This window comes from Sphingobacterium sp. N143 (assembly GCF_030325625.1).
In the GTDB taxonomy this organism is placed as follows: Bacteria; Bacteroidota; Bacteroidia; order Sphingobacteriales; family Sphingobacteriaceae; genus Sphingobacterium.
Window position 1 is genome coordinate 444,054 of sequence record NZ_JACAIS010000002.1, and the last position, 17,825, is coordinate 461,878.

The window sequence follows — 17,825 nt, forward strand, 5'->3', positions numbered from 1 at the left end:
CCCTGCCCCCATTCTATTTCAAAAAAAGCATAAGTTATAAAGTTACTGCATTTACTTTCGGCATCATATTGTCTCATTCATTTATCCAGTTGTTATCGTCACTCTTTTGCGAGGGTATTACCTCTAGTTTTATGCTATACAAATACCCTTCATAATATGAAAAAGTTATTTTTAATTGCACTCACACTTACCCTAGGCGCCTTAAGCCTACAAGCTCAAACTATCCCCAGCCAGCGCTGGCAAATGAGACTCAGAGGTGTAGCGGTCATGCCCACCGAATCGGCCACCATCAATACCATTGGCGGCAATATCAACATCAACTCGAAGTTTATTCCTGAACTGGACTTCACTTACTTTTTTACAAAAAACATTGCGGCTGAACTTATTTTAGGAACGACAAAACATAAAGTCCATACCAGGGGTTCAGATCTAACGGCAATTGGCGGTAGCTCATCCTCAAACGTGGACCTGGGCAGCGTATGGCTATTGCCTCCGACACTGACAGCACAATATCATTTTTTCCCAGACGGTCCTATAAAACCATATGTTGGCGCTGGGATAAATTACACCATATTCTACAATGTAGATGCAGGATCAACAGTAAAAAATGTGCAATACGATAATGCATTCGGTTTTGCGACTCAATTGGGAGTCGATTTTAAATTATCTGACAAGTATTTCCTGAATTTAGATGCCAAATACATTCTCTTACAAACAGATGTCAATGTTGACGCATCAAACCTTGCTCCTAACTTATCCATTCCCGCAAAAGTCGACATCAATCCTTTTCTGCTGGGTTTTGGAATCGGCATGAGATTCTAATATTTGGCTCATTTTCCTATCCTATATGTATCGAGGCCCCTTCCTATATGTGGAAGGGGCCTCATCTGATTTTCCTGATCAATGGCTCATTTGTCAGATTCTTCCAAAGCTCCATTAATAAAATTCATCCGGAAGACTATTTATTCTATACCATACCAATTTTGATACTGCTGCCTCATGCCCTCGACACGTGCAAACCTTTTGGTATCCTTCGTTTCCAATAGAATAGCTCGATAACGATCGACAGAGTCTAATCCAATCTGAATATCATTCCATTCGAAGCTCAAGTTTTTCTTATCTGTCACTAACTGATGGAGGTATTCCATCTGTTCAGCAACATAGTCGAGATTGCGGTCCACCATGTTATTAGCCAGCTGCTGTTGGCCCGACCGATACAGACTATCGATAATATCGACATGGTTGATTGCATCTGACATGGCATATACCCGATCCGGCAATTGATCATATGCTTTTTTTGCTACCTCCCCAGCCTGTTTGACCTGACCATTCGCTAAGAGCAGTCGTGCAGCTTTTCCAAAGATGTCCCGGGCATACATGCCTGCAAAACGGAAAGAGTCTGTATCCAAATATTGAGCATGCTTCATATTACCCCAATGATACGTATGCATAATATTGTTATATAGAGCTTCAATATTAATCAATGATGCCTGTTCACTTAATTTTCCCATCGACTTGTCTGCAGTAGCAATAGGCATCAATCGAGAGGTAAAACCTTCATTGACCAAATATTTATCCAATCCCAGTTTAATATCGCTCGGAAGCATATTTGAAAAGTATACAGGCCTCTCCCAATGGTTATTTTCAAGCACGGATAACAAGGTTAAATCTGCCCTGGTCAGATGATCATTCGGGATCTCCCATTCCATGGTAGACACAATAGCGTTCTGCAGATAAGCCGGAACAGCCTTTTTCTTAACGACCTCATCTTTATCAACGCGCAATTGGACTCGCTTGGATGGAAAATAGTTTTCCATATCCCCTGAATTCAATTGAACTTTATATTCGGGATCATCCGAAGTGACAAACTGTAATAACTGCTGTATATCGACCGCTTTATCAAGTTGTCTATCCACAAAAGGAATATAATCACGAACTCCTTTTTTCGTTTTTTCAGCGGGGATCATTACTGGTAGACCTGCTGCTTGATATGTTGGTTGCTTAGCCTGTTGCATATACCAGTCCCCAGTAAGGTAACTTAAAACGACAATACGAACATCTGGGCGCACCCCTTCCACTTCCTGTAAATACCACAAAGGGAATGTATCGTGATCACCATAAGTAAATAAGATCGCATTTGGGGCGCAGGCTTCGAGGTAATTAAGCGCCACATCTCTCGCCAATGATTTTTCAGAACGGTTATGATCGTCCCAATTCTGATGAACTAAAATAATTGGTCCACTCAATAAAGCAAATGATAAACCTGTCGCCAAGGCATAGCGGGTCCGAGCAAAACGCTGAAGGAACCGAACGAGTGCAATTGTTCCCAAACCGACCCAGATCGCAAAAGTATAAAAAGAGCCCACGTAGGCATAATCCCGTTCGCGCGGTTGCATTGGTGTCTGGTTGAGATAAACAACGATCGCTATTCCTGTAAAGACAAAAAGCAAGGTTAATACAACCGTATAAGGTTTATTGTTTCTATACAACCAAATTGCACCGGCTATTCCCAGCAATAAAGGCAAGAAAAAATAAGTATTCCGGCTCGGATCATGCTCTTGTGAAGGCGAAAGTTTATCTTGGCCACCTAGGCGCCAATTATCCATTGCTTTAATCCCAGATAACCAGTTACCCTCGCTATAAGTTCCATATCCCTGCTTATCATTCTGCCGGCCCACAAAGTTCCACAAGAAATAACGGGTATACATCTCTCCCAGCTGAAAATTGAAGAAGAATTTAAAATTATCCGAGAACCGTGGTTGTTGACCTTCTTGTAGGTTGAGATAATTTCTATAATAAGCTTGATGATTTTCATCTTGGCTATATATACGCGGGAAGAAGGTCTCTTTATCAAATTTGTACCTATCCACCTGTGTGAACGGTGTATAGGTGGATTCATCTTTTCTATAACTAGTCCTACTTTCCACTCCAACTACCTGTGAATCATAATAGGGACCTTTGAGCAGCGGTTCGCGGATATACTGCTCCCGTCCCAGGTATCCTAAAAAAGAAAACACATTATCTGGCGCATTATTATTCAAGGAAGGATTCGCTTTACCTCGAATCATGACCATGGTATAAGAGCTATAACCAAATAGAATAAAACAAAAGACCAATAAGGCTGTATTGAGTGTATATTTTTGCTTTTTATAAGAATAAAATAAGCCATAAACAATTGCACCGACCAATATGAGGCATAAAAACAATATTCCAGAACCAAACCCTAACCCTAAAGAGTTCACAAATAAAAGATCTACTTTGGAAGCTATGCCGACCAACCATTGAATAATCCCCCACAGAACTGCCCCCAGGATCAACACACCTAATGCAAAGGCCTTTATAGTGCCTTTAACATTTATTTTGGTTGTTTTTCTAAAATAGACAACCATTGCTATAGCTGGGATTGCCAAAAGATTCAATAGATGGACTCCTATCGAAAGCCCCATAACGAAGGCAATAAAAACCAGCCAACGGTCGCTTCCTTCTTCATCCGCACGTACTTCCCATTTTAGAATTGCCCAAAAAACAACGGCTGTACACAATGAAGACATTGCATATACTTCGGACTCTACAGCCGAATACCAAAATGTGTCGCTGAAGCCAAATGCCATAGCGCCAACTACACCAGCCCCAAAGATCTGGAGATAAGCCGATAATGGAACTTGTTTTTGCTTGCTGACAATCTTCCTGGCGATTGCTGTTATCGTCCAAAACAGGAAGGTAACTGTAAGACCACTGCAAATTGCTGAACCGATATTCATCCAGTAGGCAACCCGTTCAGGATTAGCCATAGCGAAATTGGAAAATATATTCTGAATAAGAAGAAACAGCGGAGCTCCCGGTTGGTGTGCCACTTCCAATTTATACGCACAGGCAATAAATTCACCACAATCCCACCAACTTACCGTTTTTTCTACTGTAGCCACATAAACTAAAGTAGCGACAAGCCCGCATATCAAGCCAATAAGAGAGTTTAATCTACTATATGTCATAAGTCAATAGGTTTATGTTTAATTTTTTTTAAACATTTTAAATTAAGCAGTTATATTGATTTGATCATGTTAATTAACACTATTTAACATGGCCCTAAGACTAGAAATATGCTCTTTAAAGCCGATGGATATTAGGAGAAAGGGAGCGGATGCCTTTATGAAAAGCGAAGTTATGTGGTCTTATCAGCGGGAGGTGTTATAGGTGCACAAGCTTCTCCTGGTCAGTAAATGGACGATAAAAGACGGGGGCTTTTTACCCCGTCTTTTATCGTCTTAAGCTAATTTTTCAACAATCTTTTTCGTAGGGCCAGGATTACTCATCGTGTAAAAATGTAAGACTGGTGCGCCAAACTTGATCAGCTCCTGGCATTGTTGTACCAGCCACTCCTCTCCGACCTGCCGTACCTCAGCATTGGTCTTACATGCGGCAACGGCATCACTCAATTCTTCGGGAATATCCAAATGGAAAATCCTTGGCAAGGTTACCAATTGCTTTTTTGTTGTTAAAGGTTTAAGTCCAGGGATAATAGGAACATGGATTCCATTATCTCTGCATTTTGTGACAAACTCTTTATATTTCTCCACATTAAAGAACATCTGGGTCACGATAAACTCAGCGCCCATATCGACCTTCTGTTTGAGATACTTAAAGTCCGTATTAAAATTAGGGGATTCGAAATGTTTCTCAGGATAACCAGCCACACCTATACAAAAATCCGTTTTTTCTGATGTCACGATATCTTCATGGAGATACTTTCCTTTGTTCATATCAGTGACCTGTTCCAATAGGTCTGTGGCAAAGGAATGCCCTCCTTCTGTGGGAATAAAATCCGCATCACCTTTGCGGGCATCACCGCGTAATACCAAGACATTATCAATACCCAGAAAGTTCAGGTCAATCAATGCATTTTCGGTTTCTTCCTTGGTAAATCCTCCACAGATCAAATGTGGAACCGCATCCACTTTATATTTATTCATGATAGCAGCGCATATCGCTACTGTTCCGGGACGTTTGCGGTAGGAGACTCGTTCTAATAATCCACTTGCATGCTCCTTGTAGATATAATCCTCACGATGGTAAGTCACATCAATAAAGGGAGGATTAAATTCCATCAGCTCATCCATGGTTTTAAAAATACTTTGGATACCCTGTCCCTTGGCAGGAGGCAATAGCTCAAAAGAAAATAATGTTTTTCCTTTTGCATTCTGGATATGATCGGTAATCTTCATTAAAAAACTGTTTTTAGTTTGGTTGGCTTACATCGAAACGCACAAGTCGAGGCTTTGTCTATCTACATGTAACTTATCTTTCCCACATGGAGCAGGGTAGAATTTAGCACCTTGAACAATACAGGTTGCTAAGGCTTCATTGGGTCTAGTCCCTCGGCCTTTCTCTATAAGCGTTGCTAATATCGTTTTAAAAAACCAAAAGACAAAAATATTTTTACGAAAATCTAAAAATAACATGTCCCGCAATAAAGAGACTTTGATGTTTTTAGCAGAACTATTCTTGGGCCGCCAGGCTGGTACGTAGATTTTTTAAATGAAATGTGATAAGGAGAAGCCCCGTCACCTGATACTTTTCTTTTTGTCCTCCTTTAAATCCGTCCAAAAGGTATTTATAGGCGACAGCAGCATTTTCTTTATTATAAAACAGCTCTTTCCACGCGTTAGGAACATCGTCCCATTCTTTTAAAAAAATCCCATTCTCAGCATAGATAATCGGAGATTCAATCGCATCCATTTTATAATCACGATGAATGCCAGCGTTTGAAATATGCTGGAAATAGGCAATTGAATAGTCCAAAAAATTCAGTACACGGGACTTCACTTCCCGTTCCGTTTCAGCGCGTATGGGAATATTACGCCACATATTGACTTCATGGTCAAATTTACTTGGCGTTTCGCGTAAAGGGGTCTTATCTAAAACTAGATTGATATAAAGAGGTTCTGTATTGGGTACATGAGCAGAGTTGAAAGATGAAAAAACACCTTTTAGTTGAACGAAGTCCTGTTTGACCTGAATGATCTCCAATGAAAGAGAACCTTTTTCCGGATCTTTTAGCTCGATCCTGCCGTTCTCAAATCGATAGGTACCATGAAGCAAAATATCATCAATGGCCAGCACAAATTTCTCCTGATCACGCAAGGCAAGAAAAGAGCGATGATAATACGGATTATCACAATATGTATCCGGTTCGGCATCCTGTGGTTTCTCTTCTCTCGTCCTAAGATAAACCTCATCTGTATAGCCACAGATGACTTGGTAATTCCCTACCGGAAATGCTTTCCTTTCTCCTAAGAAAGAACAGGCCGACAAGCATACTATTGAAATGAGTAGCAATATTGATTTCAAAATAGTCAAGTTATAGCAGTCAAGAATCTCAGTAATCTAAAACCAAGATAAAAAATTAAGCCAATAAAGTGTACTATTTGTTTGAATCCACCAATATGAGATTACTCTTTGTACAGATCCACCAGACCTTCTGGCAGCTCGACCTCGATAACCTCTTCTTCGCCATCGATACCCAATATCAGGTCATCCGACAGTGGAAACATCAACTCTTTGCCTTCCATATCAACTGTAGCAACAAATTGCTGCGGAAATTCCTGTACATCAATAATTTCCCCCAATTCACCATGATTTTCATCGATGACCAGAAAACCGATTAAGTCTGTATATCGAAAGTCATCCGGATCACGTTCTGGCATTTTATCATTAGGAAGGTAGATTTTTTTGCGCACCAGTGCCTGTGCTTTATCAATATGATCCACATCTTCGAATGTAACATAGGCCGTACTATTTTTTTGCAGTTTTATGGTATCTACAAAATACGGCACGAGCTTTTTGTTCATTTCCAAAAAAACGACATCCATATCTAAGCCCTCGTAGTCTTCAAATTCAAAAAACACCTGCATTTCTCCTTTCAGGCCTCTTGTTTTACTGATATAACCGATGTAAAAGCTTTGATCAATAGTCATATTTTAGTATTGAGATATTCGTAATAGGATATTTTCTAATTTTACTTTTTAAAGTACCCGACAGTGAGTAAAAAAAGCCGGCTCAGGATTGAGTCGGCTTTTTCGAATACTTTATGAAAGAATTAACCTTCAGTTTCTTCTGATGCAGGAGCTTCAGTCTCTTCAGCAGCAGGTTCTTCTTCCGCTACAGGAGCATTTTTAGCAGCTACAGCAGCAGCTTTTTCTTCTTTTTTCTTAGCTTCAGCAGCTAGAGCAGCTTTTTTAGCTTCAGCTTTTGTCTGCGCTAGACCATCTTTTTTACCAGTGATTCGAGCTTCTTGAGCTTCAGTCCAAGCTGTAAATTTAGCTTCAGCAGCAGCCTCATCAAAAGCACCTTTTTTCACACCACCTTGAAGGTGTTTTTTGTAAAGAACGCCTTTGTAAGAAAGGATAGCACGAGCTGTGTCAGTTGGTTGAGCTCCCTTATTCATCCAATCCAAAGCTTTTTCAAAATCCAAAACGATAGTTGCTGGATTAGTGTTTGGATTGTAAGAACCGATACGTTCGATGAATTTACCATCACGTGGAGCGCGAGAATCCGCTACGACTACATGGTAAAAAGGACGTCCTTTTTTACCATGTCTTTGCAATCTGATTTTAGTTGCCATTTTTTAATTTTATTTTATGTATTCAACATATCCCCCGAGCTTCATGCTAGAGGGGACGCAAAGATAAGTATTAAAAAGAAAAAATGAAAACAAAAAAATGCTTATTAACTCATCTTCAGAAAAAAACAGCATTTGCCATTCGTGTCAGTTCGGTATCATATGTAGTTTTTTACCCTTAATCATTAACGGCAAATAAAGTGAGACCAAGCGGCCCTCTGATCAAAATGATTATAGGCCTAAGAGATGGAATAGCTTATAGTAGGATCCTGAAGATGAAATATAGGCTGGTAAACTAAATTTTTTGTCAATTCACTTTTTACTTTCTACCTTCATTCTATGAAATCTGTTGCGCCATTAAAAATTCTTAAAGCTTCGGCTGGTTCAGGAAAAACCTTTAGCTTAACATTACACTATCTGACCTTGTTACTTTCCAATGAAAATAGCTACAAAGAGATACTGGCTGTAACGTTCACCAACAAGGCGACTGCGGAGATGAAGGAAAGGATACTCTTCGTACTTCAAGGCCTAGCAACTGGAGACCCTAATCCTAAAATTGAAGATTTCAGAAAATTATTGCTACTGCAACAACCTGACTGGTCCCCCTATCTTATCCAAGAAAAGTCTTACCGTGTCTATCGGCGCATCCTCCATGATTATAGCCACTTTACAATTAGTACAATTGATGGTTTTTCACAGAAAGTCATCCGCGCTTTTACCTATGAGCTCAATCTTGATGCCGCCTATAAAATCGAGATGAATGTCAATAAGGTGAAAAACGATTTGACCATCATGCTCAATCAACTACTTGATGAGCGACCTGACCTGCTAGACTGGATCATTGCCTATGCAGAGAAAAAGATCGCAAAAAATGAAAACTGGAACTACCGGCAGCAGTTAATGGGGCTTGCTAGCTTGATTTTTTCTGAAAATTTTCAGGAGTTTGACGGGTATATCAACTCAGCAAACCCAAAGGAGGTTTTCAATCTCTTAAATCAAGAAATAGAACAAAAGATAAAATCTTTTACTGAAGCACTCGCATTGGCGATCGAAACCTTCAGTGAAACCTTCAAAAAATTTAATATTACGGAACATGAGCTTAAAGGCAAATCACGCAATAAAATCATCGCTGCCAGTAAAACCAGTAAGAAAGTCGAAAAATTAAGCGCTTCGGAGATAGCCAAGACTTTGGAAAGATATGTGCAATTGATCGACAACGAGGAGGCTTATACAGACAGTGACAAAAATATACGCTATGATCTAATCGCTGCTCTTGCCCCTATCCTGCAGTCTTTTCAATCCTTACAGGACAACCTATCGGCATATATTGCCTATCAGGCTGTACAGAACAATCTGTATTACTTACGTTTGCTTAAGGAGATGAGTGACCTATTGACGCAGTGGCGTAAAGACAATGGCGCTCAATTAATATCGGATTCACAAATCTTACTAAATAAGCTGGGCTTAGACGAGAACAATGACCCGACATTCATTTGGGAAAAAATAGGTAACCGTTTCAATTATTTTTTATTCGACGAATTTCAGGACACTTCTCGTATTCAATGGAAAAATTACAGTCCTTTACTTATCAATGCACTCGCAGACGCCAATGGCACAGTCAGCGAACATCTGATCGTCGGAGATGTTAAACAGAGTATCTATCGGTGGAGAAATGGAGACTGGCGCATATTGCTTCAACAGGTCGAACAACAAATCGGACATACCTTTCATCTCGATGAAAGCGCCAGAACCACTTTTATTGAAAACGGAAGCCTTGACACCAATTTTCGAAGCCTTCCAAACATCATCAGTTTAAACAATTATCTGTTCAGCAGTATTCCCCTACGTTTGCAACAGATACTCAATGAAAAGGTATACGAAAGTTTAGATGAAAATGGTAAGAGTTGGTGGACCAACTCCGGCAATGATACTATGCTTATCAAAGCTTATGAAAACAGTAAACAGGATATTCCACCACACAAACAAGATAATCATAACAAACTGGGATCTATAGAAATATCTTATATCCCCGTATCAGATGGGCGCTACAGAAGAAATCAGGTTATCGATGAATCATTACTTCTCTTGTGTCAGAAAATCAACGAATGGCTGGATTCGGGACGGTATCAGGCCCGACAGATCGGTATTCTTGTACGCAGTAATGCACAGGCAAAATTGGTCATCCAAAAATTGATGGATTTCAAAAAGGAACAACAGCTCTCTTTTGAAGTCATATCTGGGGACGCACTATCATTAGCGAGCAACGACGCTGTTCTTTTATTGATAGAAACATTAAAGGCGCTAGTTTATAATTCGGACAAACACAGTATACATAAAGCAAAAATGGTCTATTTATATCAGACCATACAGCAAAATAGTGTCGATCAGACCGCTTGGTTGGCATTTGCCTCAAACAATATCCATGCGCTGAAGGATTTTCTACCCCAGGCCTTGCTCGATTCTTGGGAAACTTGGCAAAAACAACCTTTAGTACATCTGATCGAAAAACTCATCGAAATATATGGTTTCACGTCGGCACATAATATCCATCTGCCTTATCTTTTGGCATTTAAGGATATCATTGCAACATTTTCAACGAATGGCGAACGAGGAATTATTCAGTTTTTGGATTTTTGGGAGGAAGATGGCAACCGAGCAGTGCTCCCTTCGAATGGGGAAATCAATGCCATCGAAGTAACCACCATACACAAATCAAAAGGGTTGGCCTATGATGTAGTCATGCTTCCATTCTGCTCATGGGATCTGGACGGAATGATTAATGGTGACTTTTGGATCGAAACAGCCAATACTCCCTTTGCACAATTGGGAAAGATCCCCATAAAATATACCTCTACAGTCGGAAAATCTGTATTCTACAAGCAATACTTTGAAGAAATGTTATTCAACTATATGGATGCTCTCAACACTTTTTATGTCGCAACAACACGTGCGGTAGAACATCTTTATATTACTGCACCGTCCTTCAAAGAAACTGTCGATAAAAAAACTGGCGAAATAACTGGTTATGATGTCAGGAACGAGTATATCAGTGATCTACTTTATCAGGTCCTGAATTCCCCTGAATCTCCTTTTGTGCTGGAAGATGCTCATATCTTTATCGATCAAATTATCGAACAGCAAACCTATCAAATGCAAGAAGATCATATCATATCACTTCATCATTATCCCATCTCCAAGGAGTTGGAGATGGCCCTGGAAAAGTCTAGCACTCGTTCCATCAATGATGTGATGCTGCTCGAGAAGGCAGCACAATATGGCATATTGGCCCATGAAATCATGTCACAGATCTCCAAACAGGAGGATATCCCTAAATTAGTACGTCAATTTATTCAGGAGGGTATTCTATCCAAGGCGGATGAACCTTTCTTGATGCAAGAGATCAACCAGATATGGCATCATCCCACGATCCATCACTGGCTCACAAGCGGGGCATATAAAATCTGGAATGAAGCCAGTATTATTACTTCCACAGGTGAGACGATCCGACCGGACAAAGTGTTCACATCGACAGCAGAAACTATTGTACTAGATTTCAAATTCACGCAAACAGATTATATCGGTCATAAATATCAGGTAGACAACTATAAAAAGAACTTGGAGAATCTTGGTTATAGTCATGTTAAAGCCTACCTCTATTACGCAAAGTCCAATCAGTTAATCGAAGTAAAATAAAATCACGATGCAGACAGCCTTTTTAAAATTAGTAGCAGAAGATATTCAAAAACGTTTTGGAAATGATTTGAGTGATATCGCCATCGTGTTTAACAACAAACGTCCGATTACATACCTCAAAAAGCATCTTGCAAATGTATATGGCCAAGCTATCTGGTCTCCTCAATTCTTTACTATCCAAGAATTTTTCAAATTATCAACCGATGCCACTGAAGCCAGTCCTTTGGGACAATTTTTCCATCTTTATAAAATCCATAATGAGCTTTTGGCTACGGAGGGCAAGAGCCCTGAGTCCCTAGAAGAATTCTATCCCATTGCAGAGATTATATTGAGCGACTTTGGACAACTCGATTATGACTTGGTCCCTATTGAACAGATCTACCTGGAGCTTTATGACAATACTAAAATTGATATTGCTTTTCAACATCTGTCTTCAGAGCAACAAGGATTTATCCGTCAGTTTTGGCAATCTTTTTCCATTGCAGGGCATAGTGGTGTCCAGGAACGCTTTTTACAGCTTTGGAAAAGACTGCCGATATTATATGATAAATTTAAAGAACGGCTCCGTGCTGCAGGTCAAACCAATTTTCCGACGATTTACCGCGACCTGGTTGAAGGCCGCGCTCCCTATCAACAATTTTCATCTTCATTTCAACAGATTTTATTCGTTGGCTTCAACGCATTAAGTAAAGCCGAGGCGAAGTTATTCAAACAATGGCAAGACGAGGGAAAGGCACTATTTTATTTTGATACGGATGCCTATTACCTAGAAGATACGATGCAGGAAGCAGGTTTATTCATTCGCAGAAACCTCTTTCAGACCGGGTTGGTCAATGCACTTGGCGATAGCCCCAATATTATTGGCAACAGAACCTCAACAGTGAATCTATATGCAAGTACAGGTCGGGTAAGCCAAACGAAATTATTGTATGATATTCTCCAGCAACATACTGAGGGGGATCAAAGCGCAGCGATTCTGCTCGCCGATGAAAATTTACTGGTTCCCTTATTACAGAGTCTTCCTGAGGTAAACCCCAATATTACAACTGGATACCCCTTAACTCAATCTCCTATCTATGGGATATTAGATCTCTGGATGGAAGTACACCTGGAAATATCTCAATACAAAAAACGTAAACTTTCTTATCAGCTGGTCGAAACATTTATCAACCACCCATTGACCTTGGTTTCAGTGGGCGATAAATTGCAAATTCAAAAGGAAATTGCAGAAAAACAATTGTTTGAAATCTCTTTGGAAGATCTGCGGTTTAAAAGTTGCTTTCCACAATTTTTTGTTCCAATAGAAAATGCTGCACGACTGATTCCATCGCTTATTCAGTTGATTGAGGACCTGTTGCACAGCATCTCCTCACAGGAGCGCATACGTCAGATCGACAATAACCTGTTAGTGGAAACAAAGAAAACACTCCATCAATTGCTACTGGGCTTTGATACCATTGATCCCTTAAGCATCAGTTTTCAGATCGGTCTAATAAAAAAGGCCATATCGCCAATAAATTCGGCTATTGAAGGGGACCCGCTACATGGGGTACAGATTATGGGACTTTTAGAGAGCCGATGTTTAAATTTTGACAATGTATATATCCTTGGCGCAAATGAAGGTATTCTGCCGAAAACAGCAAACTCCCCAACCTTTATTCCAAATAGCCTCAGAAGTGCCTATGGACTCCCTATCTTGGAAAATCAAGACGCACTGTCAGCCTATCTCTTTTACCGGCATTTTCAATATAGCGAAGGCATACATATTTTTTATAATGGTATCGTAGACGAAAGTTCAAGTGGAGAGGAAAGCCGTTTTATCAAACAGTTGGAATTTGAAAGTAAATTTCATTTTGAACGCCGAGTTCAGCAACAGCCAATACAATTTGCCGATAAAGCCGCAGAGATTATCATCGAAAAACGAGATGAAATCTGGGCAAAAATGTACCAGGATTTTATTGTCAACCAAAAAAGAATATCGGCAACAGCGCTTACTACGTATTTACAATCTCCCTTACAATTTTTTTTCAAGCATATTGCCAATATCAAAGAACCGCCATCTATTTCACAAGAATTTGAAATGAACAAATTAGGGACCATTATCCATAATGTAATGGAGCGTATCTTCCTACCCTTTAAAGAGCTTACGGATTTTACATCGACCAAGGTTCTGCTCAAACAAGTTGACCAGATAGAACCGCTTGTTGTCCGTGAAATTGGCCTTCAATATCAAACAGCACTAAATTCGGCCAGTGATCTAAACAGTTTGCAGCGCATTATGCTAAAGATCGCCAGTGAATATGTAAAGATGTACCTTGAATATGATATAGCCAATTATAAAGCGTTCCGTATCATCGAGCTGGAAAACGATATTGACTATACGCTCCCCTTTCCAGTAGAAATAAACGGAAAAGCAGAACAGGTTACTTTATATGGTATTATTGACCGGGTTGATGAAGTCATCACGCATGATGATCGTATCATCAGCAGGATTGTGGATTACAAAACCGGAGGAGATTCGGTTCTATTCAAAGAAATTGATCAAGTATTTGCGCCAAACACAGAAAACAAAGCAATGGTCCAAACCTTATTCTATGCCTATGTATTCGAACAAAAAACAGGGAGAACACAACTAGAACCTCATCTTTATGTTGCACGGAAAATGCGTGAGGAAGGGACTTTATTCAATGGAAAAGAAGGAGTATTAACCGCTGAGTTTCTTGCTTTCCAAAAGGAGAATTTTATAAAATTTTTAAGCAACATACTTACGGAGATTTTTAACCCCAATATTCCCTTTAGACATAATCCTGAAGCTGTCATTTACCCAAATGATCCTTACACCTTATTCTATCGAGAGGCAAGCAAATGGGCGGAAATGGAATCATAACTAATGAAGGGGGCTTAAAAGAGCCCCCTTCATTAGTTATGATTATTTATTTCTTTTTATTGCATTATTTGCGCGTCGTTTGGCCGTATTTATCTTGTAATGAAACCAATGCTCTTTAAATATTTTCCGCATCGTATTATCAAAATGCCTTGTGATGAATAGATTACGTGCTCCTTTCAGCTTTTCACTAATCGAATTAGCCAATGCTCTGACGGAGATGGAATATCCTTCGGTCTCATATTGTATATAATGCCACCACCCTGCAGGCATATACAGGGTTTCTCCAGGATGTATTACAGCTTCATATCCCTCCAAATACTTGATTCCGGGGAATTCTTCTTCATTGCTATGCTTTGGATTGGCAATGCTATGGAAATTATAGGGCAGTTTATACATCAGATCGGACTGATCATTAGGAAAAAGCCAAATACGTTTCAATCCCTGAAACTGTGAAATGAACACATGTGACATGTCAATATCAAAGTGATTTCGAGTACTCGAGCCTTCGCCACCAAAAAACATAAAAGGTAGCCATTGGAGCACCTTACCTCCAGTGACATCGTTATAAATAACATCCTGTTTCAATTCTGGACGTATCTTGAGAAGATTGAACAAAAACAATCGCAACTCTGTGGGTTCTTTTGTGATCAGATCCAAATATTCTGCAAATGTCATCTGTCCTACAGGAGCACTGGCAGCACGGTCCATTGACTCCTCTTCCTTTCCATAGACATCAATCTTAATATCACCGGCAATTTCCTTGAAATAATCATAATTCCATTTTTTCCATGCAGGACTGTCTGCACTTATAAAATCTGTTATGACTACCGGAAACCCTGGTTTTAGATAGTTTTTTAAAAAGTCTTCTGATCGAATGCCCGAAATTTTATCAACTTGCTTTAACTTCACGACTGACTAATTTTGCTTACATTACAAACATAAAAAAAATATTTCTACCAAATTTTAAAAATACAGCTTCTGCCTTATTTTTAATTGGAATAGATAATTCCAACACAATTTAATAGAAATATAACTAAAATAGCAATGACAACCGTCACTTTTATTCTATTTTAATAACACCATGGCACTTATTGAAGAACAACAAATGTTCCAATAAATAAAAAAGGGTTAAAAAACCCTTTTTTATTTATATAAACCTAGAATGGTTATTATTTATTTACTTTTTTGATATATTCTTCAACAGCCATTGTCATACTAGGAGCCTTTGGTGTAGGGGCAGGAATATCCAAGATCAATCCATGGTCCAAGAGAGCCTGCTGAGTGGAAGCTCCAAATGCAGCAATACGGGTGTTGTTTTGTTTAAAATCAGGGAAATTCTCATACAAGGACTGAACGCTTGAAGGACTGAAAAATACAATGATATCATAAAACACATCCTTCAGGTCATTTAGATCACTGACCACAGTTCTAAAAAGAACCGCTGGAGTGAATTTATAGCCATTCTGTTGTAACCAGTTACTTGTTTCTTCATTGGCAACATCCGAACATGGGAAAAGGAAATTTTCTGATTTATGCTTTTTCAGGACTTCTTCTAAATCTTTGGCCGTTTGTTTTCCAAAGAAAATCTTGCGCTTTCTATATTGGATATACTTTTGAAGGTACAAGGCAATCGTTTCTGAAATACAGAAGTATTTCATTTCCGCAGATACTTCGTATCGCATCTCCTCACATATTCTAAAATAATGATCTACCGCATTTCTGCTCGTAAATATTACCGCAGTATGATCTGCTAAATTAACTTTATCCCTACGCACATCTTTGGCAGGAACTCCTTCTACATGTATAAAACCCCGAAAGTCTAATTTTAAGCCATATTTCTTTGCTAAATCATAATAAGGGGACTTATCGTTTTCAGGTTTTGGTAATGTCACTAGTACACTTTTTACCTTCTTTGCTCTTTCTACGTCTGAAGTTTGCATATTAACCAGTTTTAGCTCAATAATCTTAACAGTATTAATATTGGTGCTATTTCTAGGCAACAAAGGTACAAAATTAAATAGGAAATTGAAAATTTATACACAGACATAATATGAGCCGCCGTTTTAAGAAACCGGTAAAAAAACAATAAAACGGCCCCCACGATAGCAAAATTCAAAACCATCCCCACAGCTGCCAACGGTACCAGGCTCAGCGTTAACAGTATGGGAAGCATAAAAAACAGGGTGTTGAAATAAATCAAATATAACACGGTAACATATTCTTTTACCAGTTTGCGGATTTCAAAAACAAAAGATAAAAATCGGATGAAACCAATTTTCAGCGCAAACAATCCGCCTACCATACCAACGGTCCTGATATAATTTGGCAGTGTGATAAAGTCGAACCGGTCTAGCTCATAAGCATAAAATAAGCTGACAAAAAGACCAATTGCTCCGGAAAACAATATAAATAGAAAAATAAATGGCCATGAAGTTAAGATGGTGTCTTCCTTACTTACTGATAACAGGACCCGATCATCAAAATACCCTTGAAACACAAGTTTAATATCAGAAGGGAAAAAAACACGGATCAATCCTACCCCGAAGATCAAAAATAAAACAGCAAACAATATCCAATTTTCCCGATGTGGCTTTGGTATGCCATACTGCCGATCCAAAGCATTATTTTGTATTGTCCCCTGAAAGTATTGTTTTGCATCAAAATTATTCACATTATGAATAACCAAAACGCCATTCTCCTGGGTTATGACTTGATATCGTTGTTGAAGAGCCGGATTTAAAGAAGCTAGAATCTTCTGATTCGCCGTATGCAAGGTATCTCGACCAATCGCAGAGCTATCTACAACAGCAATACTATCCTTGCCAACCGGCCGTATACTCCGCCGCTGTGCATTCAGCTCCATCACCGAAAACACCAATAGAATCACCAATAGAATATGATATTTAAAGATGTCAATTTTCATTAGAATAAACTACTTCTTATCGGCACTGAAGATAACTCAAGCCGTTTTTACATTTCGAAATTCTTTTATGGCCGTAAAGTTAGGATAAAAAGTTATATTGCATCCAAAAATCTTTATACATCATGCACAAGGAAATAATACGCTGTCAATGGTGCGGATCAGACAGACAATACACAGACTACCATGATCAAGAATGGGGGCGACAGGTTAAGGACGACAAGACTTTATTCGAATTTTTAATCCTGGAATCTGCACAAGCTGGATTAAGCTGGATCACCATCCTACGTCGAAGAGCTGCTTATCAAGAGGCTTTCTCAAACTTCAATGTTGACCGGGTTGCCGAATATACTGCAGATCATGTGGAGATGCTTTTAAAAGATTCTGGCATCATCAAAAACCGAAATAAAGTTGTATCGACGATCACCAATGCACAGCTGTTCAAAAAAATTCAGGCTGAACATGGCAGTTTCTACAATTACCTATACAGCTTTTTACCTGAACAGAAACCAATTATAAATCATTGGCCCAGCCTGCAGCATATTCCAGCCACGACAGCGATTTCTGACAACATAGCAAAGGACATGAAGAAAAAAGGGTTTAAGTTTTTTGGTTCAACCATCTGCTATGCTTACATGCAGGCAGTAGGCATGGTGAATGATCATATCGAAACCTGTTCCTTCAAATACTAATGCAAGCAATACATT

At 39.2% G+C, this 17,825-nt stretch carries 12 protein-coding genes and 1 riboswitch; of the genes, 4 read left to right on the forward strand and 8 right to left on the reverse strand.

Translation table 11 applies throughout. The features are described 5' to 3' along the window. Window positions 1–156: 156 nt before the first annotated feature. A complete protein-coding gene (locus HX021_RS05425; RefSeq protein WP_286589028.1) occupies window positions 157–822 on the forward strand; it encodes an OmpW/AlkL family protein in 666 nt (221 codons plus the stop codon). Window positions 823–962: 140 nt separating this feature from the next. Here HX021_RS05425 and HX021_RS05430 read toward each other — a convergent pair whose 3' ends face one another. From HX021_RS05430 to HX021_RS05450, 5 genes are all read right to left on the reverse strand, one after another. Then, window positions 963–3,992 carry a glycosyltransferase family 117 protein gene (locus HX021_RS05430; RefSeq protein WP_286589030.1) on the reverse strand — a complete coding sequence of 1,010 codons (3,030 nt, stop codon included), beginning with the start codon at window positions 3,990–3,992 and terminating at the stop codon, window positions 963–965. A gap of 273 nt (window positions 3,993–4,265) precedes the next feature. Further along, a complete protein-coding gene (metF, locus tag HX021_RS05435) occupies window positions 4,266–5,222 on the reverse strand; it encodes a methylenetetrahydrofolate reductase [NAD(P)H] (RefSeq protein ID WP_286589033.1) in 957 nt (318 codons plus the stop codon). A 70-nt stretch (window positions 5,223–5,292) separates the two neighbouring features. Then, a riboswitch (SAM riboswitch) is annotated at window positions 5,293–5,395 on the reverse strand. Between the two features lie 101 nt (window positions 5,396–5,496). Further along, window positions 5,497–6,348, reverse strand: coding sequence for a hypothetical protein (locus HX021_RS05440; RefSeq protein WP_286589035.1), 852 nt, complete (start codon window positions 6,346–6,348; stop codon window positions 5,497–5,499). 101 nt (window positions 6,349–6,449) lie between these two features. Further along, a complete protein-coding gene (rimM, locus tag HX021_RS05445) occupies window positions 6,450–6,974 on the reverse strand; it encodes a ribosome maturation factor RimM (RefSeq protein WP_286589037.1) in 525 nt (174 codons plus the stop codon). 122 nt (window positions 6,975–7,096) lie between these two features. Then, complete coding sequence (locus HX021_RS05450) at window positions 7,097–7,621, reverse strand: 30S ribosomal protein S16 (RefSeq protein WP_286589038.1); 525 nt, start codon at window positions 7,619–7,621, stop codon at window positions 7,097–7,099. A 336-nt stretch (window positions 7,622–7,957) separates the two neighbouring features. On the opposite strand from HX021_RS05450, the gene HX021_RS05455 reads away from it, so the two are divergent. Together HX021_RS05455 and HX021_RS05460 are read left to right on the forward strand one after the other, a co-directional pair. Beyond that, window positions 7,958–11,311 carry a UvrD-helicase domain-containing protein gene (locus HX021_RS05455; protein ID WP_286589040.1) on the forward strand — a complete coding sequence of 1,118 codons (3,354 nt, stop codon included), beginning with the start codon at window positions 7,958–7,960 and terminating at the stop codon, window positions 11,309–11,311. Between the two features lie 7 nt (window positions 11,312–11,318). Then, on the forward strand, window positions 11,319–14,198 hold the full coding sequence (locus tag HX021_RS05460) for a PD-(D/E)XK nuclease family protein (protein ID WP_286589042.1): 2,880 nt from the start codon (window positions 11,319–11,321) through the stop codon (window positions 14,196–14,198). Window positions 14,199–14,240: 42 nt separating this feature from the next. On the opposite strand, the gene HX021_RS05465 is transcribed toward HX021_RS05460, so the two are convergent. The 3 genes from HX021_RS05465 to HX021_RS05475 all read right to left on the reverse strand — a co-directional run bounded on the left by HX021_RS05465 (window position 14,241) and on the right by HX021_RS05475 (window position 17,121). Beyond that, a complete protein-coding gene (locus HX021_RS05465) occupies window positions 14,241–15,107 on the reverse strand; it encodes a cupin-like domain-containing protein (RefSeq protein WP_286589044.1) in 867 nt (288 codons plus the stop codon). Between the two features lie 260 nt (window positions 15,108–15,367). Continuing rightward, window positions 15,368–16,138: a uroporphyrinogen-III synthase gene (locus HX021_RS05470; RefSeq protein ID WP_286589045.1), complete on the reverse strand. Its 771-nt coding sequence runs from the start codon at window positions 16,136–16,138 to the stop codon at window positions 15,368–15,370. Window positions 16,139–16,149: 11 nt separating this feature from the next. Continuing rightward, entirely contained in the window at window positions 16,150–17,121 is a 972-nt protein-coding gene (locus tag HX021_RS05475) for a DUF4271 domain-containing protein (protein ID WP_286589047.1), read from the reverse strand. A 122-nt stretch (window positions 17,122–17,243) separates the two neighbouring features. On the opposite strand from HX021_RS05475, the gene HX021_RS05480 reads away from it, so the two are divergent. Next, window positions 17,244–17,810, forward strand: coding sequence for a DNA-3-methyladenine glycosylase I (locus tag HX021_RS05480; RefSeq protein ID WP_286589050.1), 567 nt, complete (start codon window positions 17,244–17,246; stop codon window positions 17,808–17,810). The last annotated feature ends 15 nt before the right edge of the window (window positions 17,811–17,825 follow it).

Coding starts and splice junctions, on each gene's coding strand:
- HX021_RS05475 (WP_286589047.1), bottom strand. CDS start 17,121: ATGAAAATTGACATCTTTAAATATCATATTCTATTGGTGATTCTATTG.
- metF (WP_286589033.1), bottom strand. CDS start 5,222: ATGAAGATTACCGATCATATCCAGAATGCAAAAGGAAAAACATTATTT.
- HX021_RS05450 (WP_286589038.1), bottom strand. CDS start 7,621: ATGGCAACTAAAATCAGATTGCAAAGACATGGTAAAAAAGGACGTCCT.
- HX021_RS05455 (WP_286589040.1), top strand. CDS start 7,958: ATGAAATCTGTTGCGCCATTAAAAATTCTTAAAGCTTCGGCTGGTTCA.
- HX021_RS05470 (WP_286589045.1), bottom strand. CDS start 16,138: ATGCAAACTTCAGACGTAGAAAGAGCAAAGAAGGTAAAAAGTGTACTA.
- rimM (WP_286589037.1), bottom strand. CDS start 6,974: ATGACTATTGATCAAAGCTTTTACATCGGTTATATCAGTAAAACAAGA.
- HX021_RS05430 (WP_286589030.1), bottom strand. CDS start 3,992: ATGACATATAGTAGATTAAACTCTCTTATTGGCTTGATATGCGGGCTT.
- HX021_RS05425 (WP_286589028.1), top strand. CDS start 157: ATGAAAAAGTTATTTTTAATTGCACTCACACTTACCCTAGGCGCCTTA.
- HX021_RS05480 (WP_286589050.1), top strand. CDS start 17,244: ATGCACAAGGAAATAATACGCTGTCAATGGTGCGGATCAGACAGACAA.
- HX021_RS05460 (WP_286589042.1), top strand. CDS start 11,319: ATGCAGACAGCCTTTTTAAAATTAGTAGCAGAAGATATTCAAAAACGT.